Source organism: Aquimarina sp., from assembly GCF_977115655.1.
Map to the genome: position 1 here is coordinate 1 of NZ_CDSBKO010000073.1, position 24,558 is coordinate 24,558.

The 24,558-nt window shown below is 33.4% G+C and carries 22 protein-coding genes; 19 read left to right on the forward strand and 3 right to left on the reverse strand.

What is annotated here, in order from left to right; translation table 11 throughout:
• Positions 1 to 339 precede the first annotated feature (339 nt).
• The 19 genes from ACZIYX_RS21210 to argH all read left to right on the forward strand — a co-directional run bounded on the left by ACZIYX_RS21210 (position 340) and on the right by argH (position 21,262).
• Positions 340 to 756, forward strand: coding sequence for a hypothetical protein (locus ACZIYX_RS21210; protein ID WP_462684263.1), 417 nt, complete (start codon positions 340 to 342; stop codon positions 754 to 756).
• Positions 756 to 1,448: a hypothetical protein gene (locus ACZIYX_RS21215; RefSeq protein ID WP_462684264.1), complete on the forward strand. Its 693-nt coding sequence runs from the start codon at positions 756 to 758 to the stop codon at positions 1,446 to 1,448. Before ACZIYX_RS21210 ends, ACZIYX_RS21215 begins: the two co-directional genes overlap by 1 nt.
• 89 nt (positions 1,449 to 1,537) lie before the next feature.
• Complete coding sequence (locus ACZIYX_RS21220; protein ID WP_462684265.1) at positions 1,538 to 2,203, forward strand: sensor histidine kinase; 666 nt, start codon at positions 1,538 to 1,540, stop codon at positions 2,201 to 2,203.
• 64 nt (positions 2,204 to 2,267) lie between these two features.
• The gene (locus ACZIYX_RS21225) at positions 2,268 to 2,918 is read left to right on the forward strand and encodes a response regulator (RefSeq protein ID WP_462684266.1); all 651 of its coding nucleotides are present in this window, start codon (positions 2,268 to 2,270) and stop codon (positions 2,916 to 2,918) included.
• Between the two features lie 637 nt (positions 2,919 to 3,555).
• Positions 3,556 to 5,232, forward strand: coding sequence for a dihydroxy-acid dehydratase (gene ilvD / locus ACZIYX_RS21230; protein WP_462684267.1), 1,677 nt, complete (start codon positions 3,556 to 3,558; stop codon positions 5,230 to 5,232).
• Positions 5,233 to 5,413: 181 nt separating this feature from the next.
• A complete protein-coding gene (gene ilvB / locus ACZIYX_RS21235) occupies positions 5,414 to 7,147 on the forward strand; it encodes a biosynthetic-type acetolactate synthase large subunit (protein WP_462684268.1) in 1,734 nt (577 codons plus the stop codon).
• Between the two features lie 60 nt (positions 7,148 to 7,207).
• Positions 7,208 to 7,741, forward strand: coding sequence for an acetolactate synthase small subunit (ilvN, locus tag ACZIYX_RS21240; protein ID WP_462684269.1), 534 nt, complete (start codon positions 7,208 to 7,210; stop codon positions 7,739 to 7,741).
• A gap of 185 nt (positions 7,742 to 7,926) precedes the next feature.
• Complete coding sequence (ilvC, locus tag ACZIYX_RS21245; protein ID WP_462684270.1) at positions 7,927 to 9,402, forward strand: ketol-acid reductoisomerase; 1,476 nt, start codon at positions 7,927 to 7,929, stop codon at positions 9,400 to 9,402.
• Between the two features lie 105 nt (positions 9,403 to 9,507).
• Positions 9,508 to 10,779, forward strand: coding sequence for a threonine ammonia-lyase IlvA (gene ilvA, locus ACZIYX_RS21250; protein WP_462684271.1), 1,272 nt, complete (start codon positions 9,508 to 9,510; stop codon positions 10,777 to 10,779).
• Positions 10,780 to 10,927: 148 nt separating this feature from the next.
• Positions 10,928 to 11,485 carry a hypothetical protein gene (locus ACZIYX_RS21255; protein WP_462684272.1) on the forward strand — a complete coding sequence of 186 codons (558 nt, stop codon included), beginning with the start codon at positions 10,928 to 10,930 and terminating at the stop codon, positions 11,483 to 11,485.
• Between the two features lie 568 nt (positions 11,486 to 12,053).
• Positions 12,054 to 12,698 carry a GNAT family N-acetyltransferase gene (locus ACZIYX_RS21260; RefSeq protein ID WP_462684273.1) on the forward strand — a complete coding sequence of 215 codons (645 nt, stop codon included), beginning with the start codon at positions 12,054 to 12,056 and terminating at the stop codon, positions 12,696 to 12,698.
• Positions 12,686 to 13,876, forward strand: a complete 1,191-nt coding sequence (locus ACZIYX_RS21265) for an argininosuccinate synthase (RefSeq protein ID WP_462684274.1) — start codon at positions 12,686 to 12,688, stop codon at positions 13,874 to 13,876. Before ACZIYX_RS21260 ends, ACZIYX_RS21265 begins: the two co-directional genes overlap by 13 nt.
• Complete coding sequence (argC, locus tag ACZIYX_RS21270; RefSeq protein WP_462684275.1) at positions 13,873 to 14,850, forward strand: N-acetyl-gamma-glutamyl-phosphate reductase; 978 nt, start codon at positions 13,873 to 13,875, stop codon at positions 14,848 to 14,850. Before ACZIYX_RS21265 ends, argC begins: the two co-directional genes overlap by 4 nt.
• Before the next feature lie 47 nt (positions 14,851 to 14,897).
• On the forward strand, positions 14,898 to 15,692 hold the full coding sequence (gene proC / locus ACZIYX_RS21275; protein ID WP_462684276.1) for a pyrroline-5-carboxylate reductase: 795 nt from the start codon (positions 14,898 to 14,900) through the stop codon (positions 15,690 to 15,692).
• A 72-nt stretch (positions 15,693 to 15,764) separates the two neighbouring features.
• Positions 15,765 to 16,907 carry an aspartate aminotransferase family protein gene (locus tag ACZIYX_RS21280; protein WP_462684277.1) on the forward strand — a complete coding sequence of 381 codons (1,143 nt, stop codon included), beginning with the start codon at positions 15,765 to 15,767 and terminating at the stop codon, positions 16,905 to 16,907.
• A gap of 10 nt (positions 16,908 to 16,917) precedes the next feature.
• Positions 16,918 to 17,865 carry an N-acetylornithine carbamoyltransferase gene (locus tag ACZIYX_RS21285; RefSeq protein ID WP_462684278.1) on the forward strand — a complete coding sequence of 316 codons (948 nt, stop codon included), beginning with the start codon at positions 16,918 to 16,920 and terminating at the stop codon, positions 17,863 to 17,865.
• Positions 17,866 to 17,867: 2 nt separating this feature from the next.
• Positions 17,868 to 18,650, forward strand: coding sequence for an acetylglutamate kinase (gene argB / locus ACZIYX_RS21290; RefSeq protein WP_462684279.1), 783 nt, complete (start codon positions 17,868 to 17,870; stop codon positions 18,648 to 18,650).
• 97 nt (positions 18,651 to 18,747) lie between these two features.
• Entirely contained in the window at positions 18,748 to 19,908 is a 1,161-nt protein-coding gene (locus ACZIYX_RS21295; protein WP_462684280.1) for a M20 family metallo-hydrolase, read from the forward strand.
• 73 nt (positions 19,909 to 19,981) lie between these two features.
• Positions 19,982 to 21,262 (forward strand): argininosuccinate lyase, encoded by a 1,281-nt coding sequence (argH, locus tag ACZIYX_RS21300; RefSeq protein ID WP_462684281.1) that lies wholly within the window; start codon positions 19,982 to 19,984, stop codon positions 21,260 to 21,262.
• A 199-nt stretch (positions 21,263 to 21,461) separates the two neighbouring features.
• Here the strand turns inward: argH and ACZIYX_RS21305 are convergent, their stop codons facing one another.
• The 3 genes from ACZIYX_RS21305 to ACZIYX_RS21315 form a co-directional block, all read right to left on the reverse strand.
• The gene (locus tag ACZIYX_RS21305) at positions 21,462 to 22,460 is read right to left on the reverse strand and encodes an SAM-dependent methyltransferase (RefSeq protein ID WP_462684282.1); all 999 of its coding nucleotides are present in this window, start codon (positions 22,458 to 22,460) and stop codon (positions 21,462 to 21,464) included.
• 252 nt (positions 22,461 to 22,712) lie between these two features.
• Complete coding sequence (locus ACZIYX_RS21310; RefSeq protein WP_462684283.1) at positions 22,713 to 23,600, reverse strand: radical SAM protein; 888 nt, start codon at positions 23,598 to 23,600, stop codon at positions 22,713 to 22,715.
• Entirely contained in the window at positions 23,584 to 24,306 is a 723-nt protein-coding gene (locus ACZIYX_RS21315) for a DNA alkylation repair protein (RefSeq protein WP_462684284.1), read from the reverse strand. The genes ACZIYX_RS21310 and ACZIYX_RS21315 overlap by 17 nt, the downstream gene beginning before the upstream one ends.
• Between the last annotated feature and the right edge of the window lie 252 nt (positions 24,307 to 24,558).

Sequence of the window (24,558 nt, forward strand, 5' to 3'; positions counted from 1 at the left end):
ATCAACCAAATATTTGTTTTTAAGCACAGTTCATCCCAGTGCATACTGGGATCCAAAATAAAGTTGTTAAGCTTTTTTTTAAGTAAAGCAAATGCTTAGATAGCGTTTATAACACATACAAACCAAAAACAAGGGGGAGAATCCCCCTTAGGGCAACAGGGGGAAAATCCCCTGCTTGTATTTTTTTAAATATTCTTTTAGAAAGGCTAAGTGGTTGTTTTTATGGAGTTAAGCTGTTTTTTGGGTAAATAAGTTTTGGATACAAAGGGTAGGTGTATTTGCTTTGCAACTTGTTTTTTGGATATATTAGCCTTAGTTAACGTAAAATAATAAACTGTCATGGGAAAAAAATTACCAAAAAAAGGAAATAAAAAACCAAAGAAATGTATCACACAAGAGGAAGCAAAAGAGCTTCAGCATGCTTGGTGTTGTACCAGAACACCAGAAATTGATAAATGTGTAGGTTTTGAAGATACCCGAGAATTTCATTGGAGTGTAGAGGAGTTACAAGAGTATCTTAAATATGTAAAAAAACAGTCTAAAAAACAAGGCATCGATAATCCTGGGATTCGAATCTATCTTGGAGCGTACCCTAAAGAAAAATGTAAAATGAATAAAGGATATACTACCTTGTTTTTAGCACCTACAGGTGCCCCAGCAGGAGAGGTGGGTAAAGGAGGGGGGAGTGCTCCAAATAATTATGGTATTGAGCCATTTAATTATGGAAATAGTGGTAATCCTCCGAAAATTTATTGATGAAAACATTAAGTGTTTTATTTCAAGTTGTTGAGCTATTTGCAGCATTAGTTGGAAGCTATTATTTAATTAAATACCGTGTTGATAAATTAACACGGTATTTTGTATATTTTTTATGGCTTAATTTTATTGTAGAAATGATAGGGAAGCTACCTACTTATATTTCTACTTATGACGAAATGTCATTTTTGAAAGAAACTTTTTTAAATACTAATGCATGGCTGTATAATATTCATTCGATAGTTAGTATTGTTTTTTATACGTGGTATTTTAGAGAGAATTTATTATCTAAAAAATTTAAAGATACCGTTAATATTTTAATAGTTGTATTTTTTATTACATCCATAGTTAATTTGTTGATTACGGATGATTTTCTTAAAATCCATTCTTCCTTTCCAATGATTACGGGGACTTTAATTATTTTGGTAAGTGTATTTTTTTATTTTTTTGAAATGTTAAAGAGCGAGAAGATATTAGAATTTAATAAAGATTTAGTTTTCTATGTAGCTATTGGAGCAATGGTTCTGCATCTTGTAGTGGCTCCTTTATTTATATATAGTGCATACTACTCTAAAGAAAATGTTGAATTCATTAAGATTCGTGTTATAATTCTTTATTGCGCTATAATTTTTACCTATACTTGCTACACCATTGGTTTTATAATATGCTCGAGAAAGAACAAATCTTATTAATTGTTTATTTTACCGTTATTATTCTTTTTTTTGTAATATTCGGTATTATATTTTTTATTGCTTTTCAGCGTAGAAAAAACAAACTACTTTTGGATAAGCATAAAGCAGAACAACGTTATGAAGATGAGATTTTTAGATCTAAAATAGAAATACAAGAACAAGCACTTAAAAATGTAAGTTGGGAGCTGCATGATAATATAGGGCAATTGCTATCTACTGCAGTAATGCAAATTAATATCATGAGTACTTCTATCGAGGATAAAACAGCAGAGTCCTTACAAGATGTTCGAAAATTAGTAGGAGACAGCTTGCAGGAGATTCGCAGCTTGTCTAAAACGCTAAACCACGAAGTAATCCAGAATGTTGGATTAGAAAAATCCATACAGGTAGAACTAAAACGTTTTGAAAAACTAAATTTTTTAACGCCATCTTTAACCGTAACAGGGGAGGAGGTGTATATTAATCCTAAAGACGAGATTATATTATATCGTATCATTCAGGAGTTCTTTTCTAATACCATTAAACATGCAGAGGCGTCAAAACTAGATGTAACTTTGGATTTTAATCCAGAACAATTACATATTACCATACAAGATGATGGGGTTGGTTTTGATATGAAATCTGTACAGGCAAACTCCGGTTTGTTAAATATGAAAAGTCGCGCATCTTTGGTCAACGCAGATTTGGAGTATACCTCCTCCCCAAATAAAGGAGTTTTACTTACTTTATCATATCCTATACACAATAAAAATTGATTTTATACATTTGTAGTATAATAAATATTCCTGCCATATCAAGGTATAAAAACGTATAAAACCTATGAAAAAGAAGACTATAGTTATTGTTGACGATCATCTTCTGTTTGCACAATCATTAGAGAGTTTAATAACAAAACTGGAGGAATATGAAGTTCTGGCAATTTTAAAAAATGGTAAGGAGCTTACGCAGTATTTTAAACACAAAAGAAAAACACCGGATCTTATACTATTAGATGTTAAGATGCCGGTAATGGATGGGGTACAAACCATGCAGTGGCTTAAAGAAAACAAACCAGAGCAAAAAGCATTAGCCTTAACGATGGAGGATGATGAAGAAACAATTATCAGGATGCTACGAGCGGGAGCCAGAGGATACCTTTTAAAAGATATACATCCCGAAAATTTTGAGTATGCAATGAATATGGTGATCGATCAGGGATTTTATTATTCAGGCAAAATAGAAAATGCCTTGCGCAATTCTGAAGAGGTTACCGCAACCATAAACCTTCATGAAAAACTAACAGATAAAGAAAGGACATTTTTAAAGTATGCCTGTTCAGAACTTACTTATAAGGATATTGCAGAAGAAATGCATTTAAGCCCAAAAACAATAGAAAATTATCGGGAAGCGGTATTCAAAAAGCTGGAAGTTAAAACCAGAGTAGGATTGGTGATTTATTGTATAAAAAACAAACTTTTTGTGGTGCAATGATATTTTGCAAAACAGTAAAGTAAAAGATCTTTAGAATAAGTATCTATAAATGATTATTTGAAAAAATAATAGGATTTTCAAAAAAAATACTATATTTGAATTTAGAAAATGAATAATAGAAACATAAATATCATTGAGGTCATTAATATTGAGGTAATTATTATACCTTGATAAGGGATCTCTGTGTATGTTAATCATATATAAAATCCCTTTACACAAGTAAAGGGATTTTTTTTTGAAATAAATTAGAAACCATATAAGTTAAAAATGAGAGTATTTAATAACATAATTATCAATGTCATTGTCATTATTGTGATTATTTCGCAAGGATGAAGGGATATTGTATGTTAAAATAATAAAACTCCCTTCGTAAAATGAAGGGAGTTTTTTTTTGATATATATGGATGTTTTAAAAAAAATAATAAGTAGTGATTGTAAATGTTTAAAACATAAAACACTGTTAGCCAGTAATTAGTGTAAGTAAAAGAGGTGTTGGATATTGTAGGGGTATTGAATAAAATATAAAGATTTGGATGCAACAAAATAATTTTACACTATGGTTTGCTTGATTCAATAGGTATATAGTATTGAAAAAGTTAAAATTTAAAATAATTCGTAAAACTGATATTTAAAAAAAATGAGCATTAATAAATATAGTAAACAAGTCACACAAGATGATACGCAACCAGCCGCACAGGCAATGCTTCACGCTATTGGATTGACAGACGAGGATTTTAATAAACCATTGGTTGGTATTGCAAGTACAGGGTATGAAGGAAACCCATGCAATATGCACCTTAACGACCTAGCAAAACTGGTCAAAAAAGGAACTCTGCAAGAAGATGTAGTTGGACTAATATTTAATACTATTGGGGTGAGTGATGGTATTTCTATGGGGACTCCGGGTATGCGTTTTTCATTGCCATCCAGAGATGTGATTGCAGATTCTATGGAGACTGTAGTGCAAGCAATGTCTTATGATGGTATGGTAACGGTAGTTGGGTGTGATAAAAACATGCCGGGAGCATTAATGGCAATGCTTCGTTTAAATCGCCCGTCAATTTTGGTATATGGGGGGACTATAGCATCCGGATGTCACGAAGGAAAAAAACTGGATGTTGTTTCTGCTTTTGAAGCCTGGGGAGAAAAAGTAGCAGGAACCATATCCCAAACAGAATATAAAAATGTGATAGAAAAAGCATGTCCTGGTGCAGGAGCATGTGGTGGGATGTACACTGCAAATACTATGGCTTCAGCAATCGAAGCTTTAGGGATGGCTTTACCATATAACTCTTCAAACCCTGCAATCAGTAAAGATAAAGAACAAGAAAGTATAGCTGCAGGACGCGCAATGCGATTACTACTGGAAAAAGATATAAAACCAAAAGATATAGTAACCAAAAAATCATTAGAAAACGCTATACGATTGGTTACTATTCTGGGTGGTTCTACAAATGCCGTATTACACTTTTTGGCAATTGCCAGAGCAGCAGAAGTAGAGTTTACTCTAGCAGATTTTCAAAGAATAAGTGACGAAACTCCATTTTTGGCAGATTTAAAACCAAGTGGAAAATACTTAATGGAAGATGTACATGAGGTAGGAGGGATTCCGGCGGTATTAAAATATCTTTTAAAGAAAGGATTACTGCATGGAGATTGTTTAACTGTTACCGGAAAAACAATAGCCGAAAATTTACTAGACATTCCGGATCTTAAAGAAGGTCAGGAGGTAATAAAATCTATAGAAAATCCAATAAAACAAACGGGGCATCTTAGAATAATGTTCGGAAATCTGGCAGAAGAAGGATGCGTAGCAAAAATAACAGGAAAAGAAGGATTAAGATTTCAGGGAAAAGCAAAAGTGTTTGAAGGAGAGTATGATGCTAATGATGGGATAAGACAGGGTAAAGTTGAAAAAGGAGACGTAATTGTTATTCGATATGAAGGGCCAAAAGGAGGTCCCGGTATGCCAGAAATGTTAAAACCAACTGCAGCAATAATGGGAGTTGGTTTAGGAAAAGATGTCGCCTTGATTACAGATGGGCGATTTTCGGGAGGAACACATGGGTTTGTAGTAGGGCATATAACTCCTGAAGCGCAAGATGGTGGTTTGATAGCATTAGTAAAAGACGGGGACATTATTACTATTGATGCAGAAACAAACTCTATTACAGTAGCTATTGAGGAAGAAGAAATAGAGAAAAGAAGAGAGGCATGGGTGCAACCGGCACTAAAATTTAATAAAGGAGTATTGTATAAATATGCAAAAACAGTATCCTCTGCATCCCAAGGGTGTGTAACAGACGAATTTTAAATATTTACAGTATAAAAAAAATGTTGTTTTTGAATAGGTTATGTGCTGTTTAAAGCCAGAATCAAAAAAGAAAACAATTATTTGATAATGATGAATGATAAATTGTTCTGGTGAAGATCAGAATCTAAAAAAAAAGCCTGGACTTTGGGATCTAAAAGTCTGGCTTCCAAAATAAGAGTGTATGGAAACACAAACGCAAACAATAAAAAAAGAAACAAAAGTGTCAACAGAGAGAATGAAAGGTGCAGAGGCAGTAATTAGATGTTTATTGGCAGAAGGAGTAGATTTAATTTATGGATATCCTGGTGGGGCAATCATGCCTGTGTATGATGAGCTATATAAATATCAGGATCAATTGCATCACGTTTTAACCAGGCATGAACAAGGAGCTACACATGCTGCACAAGGATATGCAAGAAGCAGTGGTAAAGTGGGGGTAGCAATAGCAACTTCCGGACCTGGGGCAACAAATTTTGTAACGGGTATTGCAGATGCACAGATAGATTCTACACCAATGGTATGTATTACAGGACAAGTAGGCTCTCATTTATTAGGCTCTGATGCGTTTCAGGAAACAGATATTATTGGTATTTCCACACCAATTACCAAGTGGAATCATCAAATTACCAAAGCAGAAGATATTCCTGCAGTACTGGCAAAGGCTTTTTATATTGCTCGTTCTGGTAGACCAGGACCTGTTTTAATAGATATCACAAAAGATGCACAGTTTGGGGAGTTGGATTTTGCATACGAAAAATGTAAAGGAGTACGTAGCTATATACCAGTTCCTGAAACAGATTTGCATAGTTTGGAAGCAGCGGCAGAACTAATAAATAATGCTAAGAAACCAATGATAGTATTTGGTCAAGGTATTATTTTGGGGGAAGCTGAAGAAGAACTGAAAAATTTTATTGAAAAAACAGGGATTCCTTCTGCATGGACTATTTTAGGACTTTCGGCATTACCAACAGCGCATACATTAAATGTTGGTATGGTGGGCATGCATGGTAATTATGGACCAAACAAACTAACAAACGAATGCGATGTGTTGTTGGCAATAGGAATGCGTTTTGACGACAGAGTTACTGGCGATTTGGAAAAATATGCTAAACAAGCAAAAGTTATACATTTTGAAATTGATCCGGCAGAAGTAGATAAAAATGTAAAAGCAGATGTGGCAGTTATGGGTAATGTAAAAAATACATTGGCGCAAATACTACCTTTGGTTCAACCAAATACCCATGAAGCCTGGTTGCAAGAATTTAGAGATTATGACGCTATCGAATATGATAAAGTTATAAAAGAAGAATTATATCCAGGCAATGAGGGCTTGTCTATGGGAGAAGTGCTAAGAGGCATTAATGAAGAAACCAAAGGCGATGCGGTTATAGTATCTGATGTAGGACAGCACCAAATGATAGCATGTCGATATGCAAAATTTACAAAAACCAAAAGTAATATAACTTCTGGGGGGCTGGGGACTATGGGTTTTGCATTGCCAGCAGCAATTGGCGCAAAAATGGGAGTTCCCCACAGAGAAGTAGTAGCTATAATAGGTGATGGCGGTTACCAGATGACGATACAAGAACTGGGTACCATTTTTCAAACCAAAGTACCAGTAAAAATTGTGGTTTTGAATAACGAGTTTTTAGGTATGGTACGACAATGGCAACAATTGTTTTTTGATAAAAGATATGCATCTACAGAAATGGTAAATCCTGATTTTGTGAAAATAGCAGAAGGATATCATATTCAGGCCAAAAGAGTAACCCGAAGAGAAGACCTACAAGAAAGTATCAAAGAAATGATAGCTTGTAAAGATTCTTATTTTTTAGAAGTATGTGTAGAAAAAGAAAATAATATATTCCCAATGGTTCCTACAGGAGCTTCCGTTTCGGATATACGATTAGAATAAAAGTACTTTGTTTATTACAGTTTAGACATAGAGCGCATACAATGATATAAAACAGTAACAATGAAAAAAGAAAATTATACCATATCTATATATACCGAAAATAATATAGGATTGTTAAACAGGATTTCTGCAATATTTTTAAGAAGACACATAAATCTGGAAAGTTTTACAGCATCGGTGTCCGAAATTAAAGATGTATTTCGATTTATAATAGTAGTGCAAATTACCGAAGAACAAGTAAAGAAGATTATTGGTCAGATCGAAAAACAAATTGAAGTGATCAAAGCTTTTTACCATACAGATGACCAGACAATTTATCAGGAGACAGCCTTGTTTAAAATAGCTTCAAAATTACTTTTTGAAGATCGTCAGATTCAAAATGTAATCAAAAGCAGTAATGCAAATATAGTTACAGTGACTCCGGAGTTTTTTGTTTTAGAAAAAACAGGGCGGCGTAACGATGTAGAAGCTTTGTATAATGAACTGGAACCTTATGGTTTAATGCAGTTTGTTCGATCTGGTAGAATTGCAATAACAAAAGATAAGATGCATATCTCTAAAATACTAGAAAATTTTGGAGCAGAAACCGTGTAAGGGATAGCAGCGACATCCTTTTATCTTTTGGATCCCTGAGGTTCTCGAAGGGATCCAAAAGATAAAAGATATAGCGAATAGCCCGGCCCCAAGCTTGTTTTGGGGATACACCATAATATAAAAACAACTAAAAATTAAAATTTAACCAAATTTCTAAACAGAAATCACAACAAATTAAGAAGGAAATGGCAAATTACTTTAATACGCTATCATTAAGAGATCAATTAACGCAATTAGGAAAATGCAGATTCATGAATTCTGAAGAGTTTTCAAATGGAATTGAAGCATTAAAAGGTAAAAAAATCGTTATCGTTGGGTGTGGCGCACAAGGATTAAACCAAGGGTTGAATATGAGGGATTCTGGTTTGGATATCTCGTATGCACTTCGTAAAGAAGCCATTCAGGAAAAAAGGCAGTCTTTTAAGAATGCATCAGATAATGGATTCACTGTGGGGACTTATGAAGAATTGATTCCAAAAGCAGATTTGGTAATTAATTTAACACCAGATAAACAACATACCCAAGTGGTAAATACAGTAATGCCCTTAATGAAAAAAGGAGCTACACTATCCTATTCTCATGGTTTTAATATTGTAGAAGAAGGAATGAAAATAAGAGAAGATCTTACGGTAATAATGGTGGCTCCAAAATGCCCGGGATCCGAAGTAAGAGAAGAATATAAAAGAGGATTTGGGGTGCCAACATTAATAGCGGTGCACCCGGAGAACGACCCTCAGGGACATGGTTTTGAACAAGCAAAAGCTTATGCAGTAGGAACAGGTGGGGATAGAGCAGGGGTATTAGAATCTTCGTTTGTTGCAGAGGTGAAATCTGATCTTATGGGAGAACAAACCATTTTATGCGGATTGTTACAAACAGGATCTATTTTATGTTTTGATAAAATGATCGAAAAAGGAATAGATGCAGGATATGCTTCGAAATTAATACAGTATGGTTGGGAAACTATTACTGAAGGGTTAAAATACGGGGGAATTACCAATATGATGGATAGATTATCGAATCCGTCAAAAGTTAAAGCTTTTGAACTTTCTGAAGAATTGAAAGATATTATGCGTCCACTATTTCAGAAACACATGGATGATATTATCTCAGGGCATTTTTCAAAAACAATGATGGAAGATTGGGCTAATGATGATAAAAATCTATTGTCCTGGAGAGCTGCAACAGGGGAAACTGCATTCGAAAAAACTCCTGCCGGGAATGTTGAAATTTCTGAACAAGAGTTTTATGATAATGGAGTGTTAATGGTTGCGATGGTAAGAGCTGGTGTAGAGTTAGCTTTTGAAGCAATGACAGATTCTGGAATTATAGAAGAATCTGCATATTACGAGTCTTTACACGAAACACCTTTAATAGCAAATACAATTGCTCGTAAAAAATTATTTGAAATGAATCGTGTGATTTCTGATACCGCAGAATATGGTTGTTACTTATTTGATCATGCATGTAAGCCATTACTTGCAGATTTTATGAAAACAATAGATACCAATGTAATAGGTAAAGCGTATGATGAAGGAAAAAGCAATGGTGTCGATAATGCAAAATTAATAGCTGTAAATACAGCATTAAGAAATCACCCTATCGAAATTATAGGAGCCAGATTAAGAGCTTCAATGAAAGCAATGAAGCCTATAGTGTAATAAATGTTATAATCTGCCGGGGTCTGAAAAGTTTTGAGACGTGTGTATTGTGTAACCTTTTACTAGGTCTTGGCAGATTTTTTTTTAAAATTATAAACCCTAATTATGAGTACCATAACCACTACATCTATGTATTTTCCTAAGTTGGCAGATATTCAAAAAGCTGCAACTGTTATTAACGAAGTGGCTATGATTACTCCTTTGATGAACAGTATTAGGTATTCCAAAAGATATGGAGCTAATATTTTATTAAAGCGAGAAGATCTGCAACGGGTACGTTCGTACAAAATAAGAGGAGCCTTTAATAAAATAAGCTCACTTACTAAAAATGAATTGCAAAAAGGTGTGGTATGTGCCAGTGCAGGAAACCATGCACAAGGGGTAGCTTTTGCGTGTAATCATTTGGGTATTGAAGGAACTATATATATGCCATCGGTTACCCCTGCACAAAAAGTAGAACAAACCAAAATGTTTGGCGGAGACCATGTAAAGATAGTACTAGAGGGAGATACATTTGACGATTCTTTTAAAGCAGCTATGCAAAACTGCACTTCTGAAGGGAAAACATTTGTACACCCTTTTGATGATATAAAAACAATAGAAGGACAAGGGACTATAGGATTAGAAATATGCAATCAAACCGATGCCCCTGTTGATTATGTTTTTGTGGCTATTGGTGGAGGCGGTTTAGCATCTGGTTTATGCGGAGCCCTGAAAGCATTATCACCCAATACCAAAATTATAGGCGTGGAGCCAAAAGGAGCACCTTCGATGTTTACATCTATACAAAATAACAAGAATACAGAAATTTATGATATAGATAAATTTATTGATGGAGCGGCAGTGCAAAAAGTAGGGGATTTGAATTTTGAAATTTGCAAAACATATTTATCCGATATGATTACTGTTCCGGAAGGATTGGTGTGCCAAACTATACTGGATCTTTATAATAGAGACGCAATAGTGGTAGAACCTGCTGGAGCTTTAACCCTTGCAGCATTAGAGTTTTATAAAGACAAAATAAAAGGTAAAAATGTAGTGTGTATTGTAAGTGGTAGTAATAATGATATTACCCGTACAGCAGAAATCAAAGAAAGAGCACTTTTGTATGCAGACTTAAAGCATTATTTTATTGTTCGTTTTCCGCAAAGAGCAGGTGCTTTAAAACAGTTTGTAGGAGAGGTATTGGGACCAAATGATGATATTACTCATTTTGAATACTCAAAAAAATCGAGTAGAGAAAACGGTCCGGCAGTAGTAGGTATTGAGTTAAAAGATAAAGAAGATCTACAGCCTTTAATGGATAGGATGAAAGCTTATAATTTCTTTGGAGATTACTTAAACAACAAGCCTGATTTGTTTCAATTTTTGGTTTGATTCTTATGGTTATCCAAAAGTATTATGTCTAAATATTTGTTAATCAAATTCTTGTGTTTTCCTCAGTGTTTTTTTTATTAAAAAATAATTAAAAATTTCTTTTTATCGATATATTAGCGCCTTTAAACGATAAATTAGATTTTTAATTATGAAAAAACTTTTACTTTTTACAGCAGTAGCTTTATTAGGATTAACTACTACAAATGCACAAGTTAAATTTGGTTTTGGTTTTGGTTATGCTATGCCTTCTGGAGATATTGCGGATATTACCGATGGGGGATTTTCTGGAAATCTTGAACTTGGATATGGAATAACAGAAGATATTGATGTTTCTGTTTTTTTACATGGTGATTTTTTAACAGGAGGAAACGAAGGACAATTATCGTATGATACCGTTGTTCTTGGCAGCTATATGCTAAACGGGCGATATTATTTTACAAAAGAAGGTTTTAGACCTTATGGTAGTTTGGCTATTGGACTTACTGATATTGGACAGATAGAAGCAGAAGCAAATAATACCAGACTGGCAGCAACTTCAAGAACTTCTAATTTTTCTTTTCGTCCGGCAATTGGTTTTAAATATGGTATTTTTAATATGAATGTAGCATATTTAAGTGCAGGAAAAGTAGGAGAAAGTGGTGCTAAACAATCTGTAGGAGATATTACAATAAACGCAGGTCTTTTATTTACTTTTGGAGGAAACTAAAACAATATATTAATATTATTATAAAAAAGACAATCTGAGAAAAGGTTGTCTTTTTTATTTTCTAGTAATATGTTATATAAAATTATGTTTTTTAGTTTAAAAAATGTCATATTTATTAATATATAGTATTAAGATTAAGAAAATCATAAAAATAAATTGGTTTTTGTATCTATTTATACAGCATATTATTTTTTTATGTAATATTGCAGCATCTAGTTAACGAAAGGGGCTACGGCCGACGATTTAGAGTTACTATTATGGAAACGGCAAATTATACATTATCAAGAGTTAAGGTTCAATCTTTGAACATATTTAGTAATATATATATTACTGTACCCCGTTTTCGTCGCCCCTTGCGGGTCTAATCTTTTTTTGAAGCAGGTGCGTCCTTCTTCCCCTAGAAACATCAAATCCATTAAGTGAAATTAAATTAAGAAGTGTTTATATTTTTCTTATAAACGGTTATTTTTTTTCGTCTAAAAACGAAGTACAGACACTTTCCTTTCCGGATTTAGAACAATCGATTACTAACTTAATTTAAAGCTTCTTTAATAAGCGTTGTCCGTTTATGAAAAAAGTAGACATCATAATAGCTGGTGAAAACCATTATAAATACGCGCAAGAAATTTGCGAAGTAATAGCAGACTCTGCAAGAGTAAGAGGAACAGGTATAGCAAAACGTACACCAGAATATATACAAACTAAGATGCAAAATAGAAATGCAGTTATTGCTTTATCAGATAATCAATTTGCAGGATTTTGTTATATCGAAGTATGGAGCCATGGTAAATATGTAGCACATTCGGGTTTAATAGTACATCCTGATTTTAGAAATCAGGGGTTGGCAAAAAGTATCAAAGAATTTACATTTAACTATTCGTTAAAGAAATATCCTACAGCCAAAGTTTTTGGAATAACTACAGGATTGGCAGTAATGAAAATAAATTCAGATTTAGGATACAGACCTGTTACCTTTTCAGAGTTGACAGACGACCCTAAGTTTTGGGAAGGATGTAAAACATGTACCAATTTTAATATTCTTACTTCTAAGGAACATAAAATGTGCTTGTGTACAGGGATGTTGTATGATCCTGCTAAAAAAAATAGTAAGAAACAGAAATGGTTTGACAAGGCGGTATTAAAAAGATTAAAAAACATTAAGCAAGCGATAATGCTTAAAAACAATAAAGAATTGCTATTATGGAAAAAGTAGTGTTGGCATATAGCGGAGGTTTAGATACTTCCTATTGCGTAAAATATCTTATTCACGAACAAAACCTTGAAGTACATACTATTTTGGTAAATACAGGTGGTTTTTCAGAAAAAGAATTAAAAGAAACCCAGACAAGAGCATACGAGTTAGGAAGCTCTTCGCACATTAATAAAACCATATTACAAGAGTTTTATGATAAAGCGATAAAATATCTTATTTATGGCAATGTACTAAAAAACAATACATACCCTTTGTCTGTAAGTGCAGAGCGAATTTTTCAAGCCATAGAAGTGATACATCACGCTAAGAAGATAGGAGCAAAGTATATAGCGCATGGTAGTACAGGAGCAGGAAACGATCAAATTAGATTTGATGTAATCTTTCAAACACTTGCACCCGAGATAGAGATTATTACTCCTATCAGGGATTTAAAACTTTCCCGACAAGAAGAAGTTAAGTATCTGGAACAACACGGAGTTCATTATAGCTGGGAGAAAGCACAATATTCTATCAATAAGGGACTTTGGGGAACCAGTGTTGGAGGTAAAGAAACACTTACATCTTATGAGGCATTACCAGAAAAAGCGTATCCAAGCCAACTTCAAAAAGAAATTGAAGAAACTATTATTTTAAATTTCGAAAAAGGAGAACTAATAGGGTTGGACGGAGTTAAAGATTCTCCTGTCAAAAATATTCAAAAACTAGAAGAATTAGCCAATGCTTTTGCAATTGGCAGGGATACGCATGTAGGAGATACTATTATTGGTATAAAAGGCAGAGTAGGTTTTGAGGCAGCAGCACCAATGGTTATTATAAAAGCACATCACTTATTAGAAAAACATGTACTAACCAAATGGCAACAGTATTGGAAAGAACAATTGGCAAACTGGTATGGTATGTTATTGCATGAAGGTAATTATCTGGATCCGGTAATGAGAAACATTGAAGTGTTTTTGGAAGATTCTCAAAAATCTGTTACAGGTAACGTAAAAGTAAAATTGAAACCATATCATTTTATTTTAGAAGGGATTGAATCGGATTTTGATATGATGAAATCAGATTTTGGACAATATGGAGAAATGAACAATTCCTGGACCTCTGAAGATGCTAAAGGCTTTATTAAAATTTATGGTAATGCCAATAAAATCTATCACAATGTAAATCCAAACAACCTATGATACGAGCAGGAATAATAGGAGGATCAGGATATACAGCAGGCGAATTATTGCGATTATTAGTGCATCACCCCGATGTAGAATTGGATTTTGTGTATAGTACCACAAATGCAGGAAATCCTGTTTATAAACAACATCCGGATTTGATAGGAGAAATAACTCTTGATTTTACAGACATAATAAACCCAAATGTAGATGTAGTTTTTTTGTGCTTAGGGCATGGTAGGTCCAAATCGTTTTTGGCAGCCAATATGTTTTCTTCAACAACTAAGGTTATTGATTTAGGAAACGATTTTAGATTAGATGAAGATAAGAGATACCTCAACAGAGATTTTGTATATGGTCTTCCTGAGTTGCAAAAAGATACCATTAAAACAGCAAATAATATAGCAAATCCGGGGTGTTTTGCAACCGCAATTCAGCTAGGACTTTTGCCCTTAGCTTTTTCAGGGAAATTAAAAGATGCTATACACATTAATGCTACAACAGGAAGTACCGGAGCAGGGGTAATGCCAGGAGGGACTACACACTTTAGCTGGAGAGACAATAATTTTTCTAGTTACAAAGTATTTGAGCACCAGCATTTGGGAGAGATCGAACAGAATATTAAACAATTACAAAATAATTTTGACTTTCCAATTTTCTTTATTCCTAATCGAGGCAATTTTAGTAAAGGAATCTACGCAACGATGTATACCAAGTATGAAGATAGTATAGAAAATGCAAAAAAAATGTATGCTTCTTTTTATAAAACATCAGAGTTTGTAATGATCTCTGACGAAGAAATTCATTTAAAACAAGTAGTAAACACAAATAAGTGTATTCTTCATCTTTGTATAAATAATGGAATGTTAATAATCACATCGGTAATCGATAATTTAATCAAAGGAGCATCGGGGCAAGCAATTCATAACATGAACCTAATGTTTGGATTAAAAGAAAAAACAGGTTTAGAATTAAAAGCAAGTGCATTTTAAGATATGATGTCATACAAAGATAATCATGCACAAAACAAGAAACAAAAATGAATAAAATAACCATAATAGGAGGAGGGAATTTAGGGAAATCTATAATTTCTGGATTAGCAGATAGCGATATATTCGAAAAACAAAATATTACTGTAGTAGATAAATCCAAATACAATTTAAAGGAAGTAGAAGAAAAATTAGGGGTATCTACTTCTCAAAATATAATAGAGTCTGTTACAAACGTAAAATGGATAATACTTTGCGTACAACCAAGGCAGTTAGAAGGTGTTTTACAAGAAATTAAAGATAAAGTAACAGCAGACCAAATATTGATCTCAACCGTAACCGGAACATCCATAGCAGAAATAAATGAAGTGATTCCCAACAATAAAATTGTACGGGTAATGCCAAATACAGGGGCAGCAAAAAAATTATCCATGACTTGTATTGCTGCCAATGAAGATGTAAAAGAAGAATTGATAATAGTACAAAAAATGTTTGATACCATTGGTAAAACTTTAGTGATAGAAGAACGATTGATGCAAGCAGCAACGGTTTTGGGAGCAAGTGGGATTGCTTTTTTTCTACGGTTTTTAAGAGCTATGATACAAGGGGGGATCCAAATGGGGTTTCATCCTCACGAAGCGCAGATTATTGCAGTACAAACTGCTATTGGTGCAGCTACTTTGGTAGCAGAAAATGGAACACACCCAGAGCGTGAAATCGATAAAGTAACTACACCGCAAGGATGTACTATTGAAGGTTTAAATGAGATGGAGCATAGAGGGCTAAGCTCTTCAGTAATAAAAGGAGTTATGGCATCTTACGAAAAAATTAATACCATAAAATAGTTGGTAGTTATACTCTGATCGTTAGCAGTCAAGGCTTATAATTAACAACTTATAATCAACAACTATTAAAAAATGAAACTATTTGATGTATACCCATTATACGATGTAGAGCCCGTTAGCGCTTATGATTGTATTGTTGTAGATAAAGATGGAAAAGAATATTTGGATATGTATGGGGGGCATGCAGTTATTTCCATCGGTCATTCACATCCACATTATGTAAAAAAACTAAAAGAACAAGTAGAAAAAATAGGGTTTTACTCCAATGCTGTTCAAAATAATCTTCAAAATAAATTAGCAGAAAAACTGGGCAAGCTATCCGGATACGATAACTACCAGTTGTTTTTGTGCAACTCGGGAGCAGAGGCTAATGAAAATGCGCTAAAATTAGCATCTTTTTTTACAGGAAAATCCAGGGTTGTAGCATTTCATAACGGCTTTCATGGCAGAACATCTGCGGCAGTTGCAGCAACCGACAATAGCAAAATTAATTCACCATTAAACAGTCAGCAGAGCGTTTCCTTTTTGCCGTTAAACCAAATTGAGTTAGTCAAAACCGAACTGAAAAAAGGGGATGTTTGCGCTGTTATTATAGAACCAATACAGGGAGTAGGAGGGTTAGACGAAGGAACTACAGATTTTTTTAAAGCTTTAGAAACTCTTTGTAAAAAGTATAATGTAGTTCTTATTCTGGATGAAGTGCAATCCGGGTATGGCCGAAGCGGAAAATTTTTTGCACATCAGTACCATGGGATAGCCCCGGATATTATTTCTGTAGCAAAAGGTATGGGTAATGGTTTTCCGATAGGAGGTATATTAATAGCACCACATATACAAGCTGTTCATGGTATGTTGGGAACCACTTTTGGGGGCAATCACTTAGCTTGTGCTGCTGCATTATCTGTTTTAGAAGTAATCGAAACCGAAAACCTGATAGATAATGCCAAAATAACCGGAGAATATTTTATATCAAAAGCAAGTACGCTGCCCGGAGTAAAGAAAGTAAAGGGAAAAGGATTAATGTTAGGGGTAGAATTTGATTTTGAAGTAGGCGAATTACGAAAAAAAATGATCTATCAACAACAGGTATTTACAGGAAGTGCGATGAACAAAAAACTATTGCGAATACTTCCGCCATTGACTATTAGAAAAAAAGAAATAGACCAATTTATAAATGCATTACAGGATGTATTAGTCAAAATGCCAATTATTTAGAAAAACACTAATGAACAACTACTTTTCTATACAAGACATCGACTCCTTGTCCGATTGGATAAAGGAAGCCATAGAAATAAAAAAGAACCCTTTGGCAAATAAAACCCTGGGAGAAAATAAAACTATAGGATTGTTATTTTTTAATCCTAGCCTTCGTACCAGGCTAAGTACCCATAAAGCTGCATTAAACCTGGGAATGCATGTAATTGTAATGAATTTTACCGCAGAAGGATGGTCTTTAGAGTACGAAGATGGTACTATAATGGATCAAGGAAATTCTGAACATATTAAAGAAGCAGCTCAGGTTATGTCTCAATATTGTGACGTATTGGCAATACGGGCTTTTGCTAAACTTGAAAATAGAGAAGAAGATTATCGCGAAGAAGTATTGAACAGCTTTATAAAATATGCATCCATACCTGTAGTTAATATGGAAAGTGCCACAGGACACCCTTTGCAAGCGCTTACAGATGCTATAACAATTACCGAACATAAAAAAACAAATAAACCAAAGGTTGTATTATCATGGGCACCGCATCCAAAAGCTCTGCCACAGGCAGTAGCTAATTCTTTTGTAGAAATGATGCAAAAAATGGACGCAGATTTTGTAATTACCCATCCAAAGGGATTTGAGTTAGCCAGTCAGATTACTAAACAAGTGCCCATTGATTACAATCAGGAAAATGCATTAAAAGATGCAGATTTTGTATATGTCAAAAATTGGAGTTCGTATGTAGATTATGGAAAAGTACTACCTGGCAATTTTTCATGGATGATGACAAAACAAAAAATGCAATTAACCAATAATGGTAAGTTTATGCATTGCCTTCCGGTACGCCGTAATGTAGTGGTAGAAGATGCTGTAATGGATAGCAAAAACTCGATTGTGATGGAACAAGCAAACAACAGAACATTTGCAGCACAATTGGTCTTAAAAAAAATACTGGAAAAGCTTTAAAAATGAAGAAGCATAAATTATTAGTAGCTAAAATAGGAGGTAATGTTATAGAAGATAAAATAGCATTAGATTCGTTTTTACAGGATTTTTCAAAACTGGAAGGCTTTAAAATATTGGTTCATGGTGGAGGAAAATCGGCAACACAACTTGCTGAAAAACTAGGAGTGAAGACAGAAATGATTGATGGCCGAAGAATAACTTCGGCAGATAATCTGGATATTGTCGTGATGACCTACGCAGGGTTGTTGAACAAAACCATAGTTTCTGGCTTACAAAATTATAAGTGTAATGCTTTAGGGCTAACAGGAGCAGATGCCAATGTAATTGTAGCAAAAAAAAGACCCAAACAATTTGTAGATTATGGATACGTAGGGGATATTGTTAAAGTAGATAATAAGGTTTTAAAAATGTTTTTGGAGCAAAAGATAACACCGGTTTTTTGTGCAGTAACACATGATGGTAATGGGCAATTGCTAAATACAAATGCAGATACTGTAGCATCTGAAATCGCTTCGGCAATGAGTGTTGATTATGACGTGTCATTGTATTATTGTTTTGAATTAAAAGGGGTTCTGGAAAATATAGAAGACAAAGAATCTGTAATAGAGCACATTGACTTAGAAAAATATACCCAATTAAGAGATAACGAGATAATTGCAGATGGTATGCTTCCTAAACTTCAGAATTGTTTTGATGCATTACAAAAAAAGGTAAGCAAAGTACATATTGCCAATGTAGAATTTATAAAAGATAATACAACCAAGCATACTATATTGAGTTTATAAATAATTTGATATACAAAAAAAATGTTTTGATCCCCCCCTTCGGTAGCTTGCTACGGGGTTGTTGATTAAACAGATAACAAGTTTCAAAAAATCAGAAATGGAAAAATCAGAGAATGATAAATATAATTTACAAACAAACAGTAATAATGACAGGGTATTGAATGGCTTTCAAAATCAATCAATATCAGATTCAAAAATTAAAGAGCTTACAGATCAGGCAATTTTACTATTGCAAAGATTGATAGAGACACCCTCTTATTCCTCTGAAGAAGAAAAAACAGCTTTGTTGATAGAAGAATGGTTTACAACAAATAATATCCCAATAGAGAGGGAAAATAATAATATTTGGGCGTATAATAAACATTTTAATGCCTCTAAGCCTACTATATTATTAAACTCTCACCACGATACAGTAAAACCAAATGATAATTATACCAAAGATCCATTTATAGCTTCTATAGAAAACGAAAAACTATTTGGTCTGGGGAGCAATGATGCGGGGGGGTGTTTAGTTTCGCTCATAGCTACATTTACTTATTTTTACTCAAAAGAAAACCTAAAATACAATTTTGTAATTGTTGCCTCTGCAGAAGAAGAAAGTAGTGGGCCTTTGGGTTTAAAAAGCGTATTAAAATATCTTAAAAACGTGGAATTTGGTATTGTAGGGGAACCAACATTAATGCAATTGGCAATTGCAGAAAAAGGACTTTTGGTAATTGAAGTATCTGTAAGAGGAACAGCCAGTCATGCCGCGCATCCAAATAATGATAATGCAATTTATAACGCTTTGCCAGTAATACAATGGTTTAAAACATACGAATTTGAAAAAGTATCTGGTGTTTTAGGAAAAGTAAAAATGACAGTAACACAAATCAATGCAGGAAAACAGCATAATGTAGTTCCTGCAAGCTGCAATTTTGTGGTAGATATACGAGTAAATGATGCATATAAAAATGAAGAAATACTGGAGATTATAAAAAAAGAAATGCCCAAAAACGTCACCATAAAACCAAGGTCGTTAGACTTAGGATCCTCTTCAATATCTATAGGTCATCCCATTGTGCAATCCGGAATCAAACTAGGAAGAACTACCTATGGATCCCCAACCTTGTCAGACCAATCCGTATTAAGTTGTCCTTCATTAAAATTGGGACCGGGAGACTCTACAAGATCCCACTCTGCAGACGAGTTTATTTATGTTGAAGAAATTAAAGAAGGTGTAGAGCTTTATATAAAAATCTTGGAAGGAATAGTATGAAAAAGCTCTGAGATAGATTTTTTTAGAAATTTAGACAAAGTATAAATAAGAGTGAAAAATTAAAAAATAACAGATGAAACTTTGGGATAAAGGATTACCAACAGACCAAAAAATCGACATGTTTACCGTAGGTAATGACAGACAGTTAGATTTGGTTATAGCAAAATATGATATAGAAGCAACTTTGGTACATGCAAAAATGTTGCACAAAATTGAGCTACTTTCTGATAAAGATATCTTGGGAATTAACACAGAATTGAATATATTGTTAAAGAAAATAAAAAATGGGGATTTTGTGATTGAAAATCAGTTCGAAGATGTACATTCTAAGATAGAATTTGAACTAACAAACAAGTTAGGAGAAGCTGGTAAAAAAATTCATACCGCAAGATCCCGTAATGACCAGGTTTTGGTAGCAATGCACCTTTATTTAAAAGATGAACTAAACCAAATTAAGTATTTAATAAAAAAATTATCCCAACAATTATTAATAAATGCAGACGCATATAAGGAGGTTCTGCTTCCTGGATATACACATTTGCAAATCGCAATGCCATCTTCGTTTGGATTATGGTTTTCTGCTTATGCAGAAAGTTTTGTAGACGATTTGTATTTTATAGACGCAGCATTACAAGTGGTAGATCAAAACCCGTTGGGCAGTGCTGCTGGTTATGGCAGCTCATTTCCTATCGACAGAGAGTTTACTACCAGAGAATTAGGATTTAAAACATTAAAATATAATGTAGTGGCCGCACAAATGAGCCGTGGAAAATCTGAAAAATCAACCGCATTTGCAATGAGTAGTGTAGCAGGTACTTTATCAAAAATGGCAATGGATGTATGTTTGTATATGAGTCAAAACTTTGGTTTTATGAGTATCCCTTCAGAATTTACTACAGGATCCAGTATTATGCCACATAAGAAAAACCCAGATGTCTTTGAGTTGATAAGAGGGAAATGTAACAAAATTCAGGCATTACCTTATGAGTTAAGTTTGCTTACTAATAATTTGCCAAGTGGTTATCATAGGGATTTACAATTGCTTAAAGAAGGTATCATACCCGCAATTCAGGATTTAAAGGCATCCATAGAAATGGCAATGTATGCTTTAAAAAATGTACGTATAAACAAAAACATATTAGAAGACAGTAAGTATGATTACCTGTTTAGTGTAGATACTTTAAACGAACTGGTTATGCAAGGTATGTCTTTTAGAGATGCTTATGTAAAGATTGGTTTGGATATCGAAAACGGCACTTATAAACCAGAAAAAAACACAAAGCATAGTCATATAGGTAGTATTAATAACCTGTGCCTTAAAAATATAGAAGAGAAGCTGGAGCAGTTTAATTGAGTGTAAGTTGAGTTAGTTTAATTTTTTGCTTCAGTCCAGACCCTCAGAGGAGTTGTTAACCACTGAGGGTTGCTTTTTTTTATTTGAAGTAGTAAAATTTTGCTCAACACTTATCTAAGCCAAAATATAACTACAGAAGTTTTTATAATGAATAATGGGCAAGAATAGACGAATGTTTTAGCGTTTATTTGAAGCCAGATTATTCAAATCTGCATTTTAATTCTATTTCTGGCTCCATAAAATAAGTAAAAATAACAGAGTTATATAAAAAAGGTTGTTCTAATATAAATTCATGAGGTATTGTTAACGACGACTCATTTCTATACAACCAAACATCACCATGAATATGAACTTTGGTATCTAATAAAATTTTTTTATAAATATTCATATCCACTGATGCTAAATCAATTTTTTTATCTGGAAGCTTTGAAGGAATAAGACCAGTACCAGTATATGATGATACAGACTCACGTACATTAAAAATACTTCCTGTTTCATATTCTTTACAATCTGAATTTTTTTTAGAATCTGTTAAAAAAGATAGATTAATTAGTACATTCTCTGGAATCAATATGATGTTTTTGTTGAATTGTGGGAGCAAGTTGAATAAAATAGGAACATAGCATTCTCTATATAATATAGCATCCAATGTTTCGCTAATAAGGATATGAAACGAATCAGAATTAGGAACTTTAAAAGTCACAGCATCTGCTAGATAGAACTCTTTAATATAGCTGGATAATTGCAGTGAATTAATTAATTTTTTAGCAGACCCTACCGAGTTTTTATTAATCTCTAATAACGAAAATTGTACTTCTTCTGGCTGAAATAGAGGTGCTACTAAAGTTATAAAAGGTGCATAAGGACCACATCCTGCATAAAATATATTTATCAATTCTCCTGGTTGCTTTTTTTGCTTTTCTAGGATTACTGAAACAATTGCCTTCAAAAATTTAACAGTTCTTTTATAATCGAGTAAGCATTGCGCTGCAAAGTTTAACCCTAGTGCCTTTCCTTTGTTGGCAGGAATTGCAGCCATGTGTTCAATTGTAAGGTCATATCCGGTAATTTTAGTAATTTGTTGAAAGTAAGCGTGGATTTCATTCAAACTTTTTTCGATCTCAATTTGATCAATTGAATTTTTAAGTATAGAAGAAGCGAACTTTTGGATAGCACTAATTATTTTTTTTTCAATCATTATTTATATATAGGTTTTACAGGGTTCAAAAAGCTCTTGTAAGTTATTGATATTTGGATTAGTTATACCATTTTAACTTTGAAATAGCACTAATAAATTATTTCTTTTTCATCTGTTCTTTATTAAAAAATATAACCGTAACTACAGCTATGCTTGATACCAGATCAAGTCCGGCACAAGCTTTTTGCCTTGAATACTTAAAAAATAAATTCAATTTCTATATGCACGATTTCAAAGTTAAAATAGTATTATTTATATACTGTCTTTGATCCCATACTCTATACTTAATTCTTTCATTTTTTTTTCAAAAGCTGTCCTGTAGTAGATTGGCATTTGCGAGCCATTCTTAAAATAACTTAGATATCTGTTTTCAAGTTTGGGATAATGTTTACGAATAGCATTTAATACCAATGTTTTGCTATCTGCTGTTCCGTTTCCAAAAAGCGTAATGGTAGCAGGGAGCACATAATTAACCTTACTTTTTTTAAAGGTTGAGAATAGCAAGTTTAAATGTTCTGTTGTATCAGATATAAAAGGCAATAATGGCATCAGGCTAATCCCTGTATGTAGATTTTGCCCAACTACTTTTTGCACACATTTTAATCGATTACTGGGTTTGGGAGCTCCTTTTTCAAATATTTTGGCAACTTCGTCGTCAAGAGTTGAAAATGAAAACGAAACAATAACACCTTTATTATTTAATCTGTGTTGTAAGTCGTTTGGAAGAATAGCTGTTTTATTGATCTGATGCAGTAGATCAAAATCCCGGTCTATAAAATCTGATTTTGTAATGATATGAACAGGAAACTTATGTTTTGCAATTACTTTTAAAGCTTCCCGGGTTAATTCATTTTTTTTATCCACTTGCAAATAAGGATCGGTTGCAGATGAAAAGGCGATTATTCCATATTGATTTTTTTTTGCACGGTTAAACAATTGCCTGTCCAGAATTTCAATGGCATTGGTTTTGACAGATACACTGTTTTCAAGGTTTTTACCATATTTACTGCCTCTGATATAGCAATACAGGCAATTAAAAGAGCAACTGCTATACAAGTTTAAGGTATAATCATCCAAAAACCAATGGTCTCTTTTTTTAGTTTTGTTTAGAACAGATTTTACTTCAATTTCTTTTGGCATAACTATTACGATTTAAGCCAATATCGATTTTTGTTCTAAACCAATTAGCAACCTGCTCTTTGTTTTGTATGTTTTCCTTATATAATTCTATTAGATCCGGATGAAACTTAGCAGTAGTTTTTGAAGCCCAACCAACACCTTGTCTGATTTCTTTATCTTGTGTATTTGCCATTGAAAGAAGAATCTCGAACATAATTGCCACATCCTCTTTTTTTAATCCCTTTTTTATTGCATAATGAGTTCCTGCCCCCAAAGATCGAATTACCCAATTGGTTTTGTGGTTAGATAATCTTTTTATTTCGGGAATTGTTTTTTTGGGTTCATTCAGCAATGAATATCCAAAAACACGTTCGCCAATAATATCACATACATACCAAATATTTGCATCAGCAATATACTCTGTAGCCTTTTCAATAGATTGTTTAAAATCACAGTTTAGTCTTTTCTGTAATATGATTCCCAAAAGCACATTCCCTCCTTCGGTTTTTAATCTTTGAATTTTGTCGCAAAAAAGAATATGTTGATTTTCCGGAAGTGTTTTGTATATAATTTCTGCACAATATTCTAAAATAGGAAACTTAACCTTGTTGGATAGAATAGTTAAATGAATTTCTGTAACAAGTATATTCAAACCATTTTGATTATACTTTACAAAGCATTTTTCGAGTATCTCTTTTATTTCTGATTTTTTGGTTATCAATCGCATTTATTTAACTAGTATATATCCGGTACCTTTGTTTACCGAAGATAAATAATAAATTTAGAGGTAGCAAGCCCTTTAAAGAGATAACCTTTTTATTATAGCACATAACAAGTTCTTTTGCTTAATTGGTAAGTATAGCTAAGTCAACATAAAATAACATTAATCTTTCTAGTAGAAATTCAATTTTCCCTTTATAAATCAAGACCGTTGCAAGGTTTTTTGTAATCTCTTAATTTTTTTTATCTTTTGGGTATG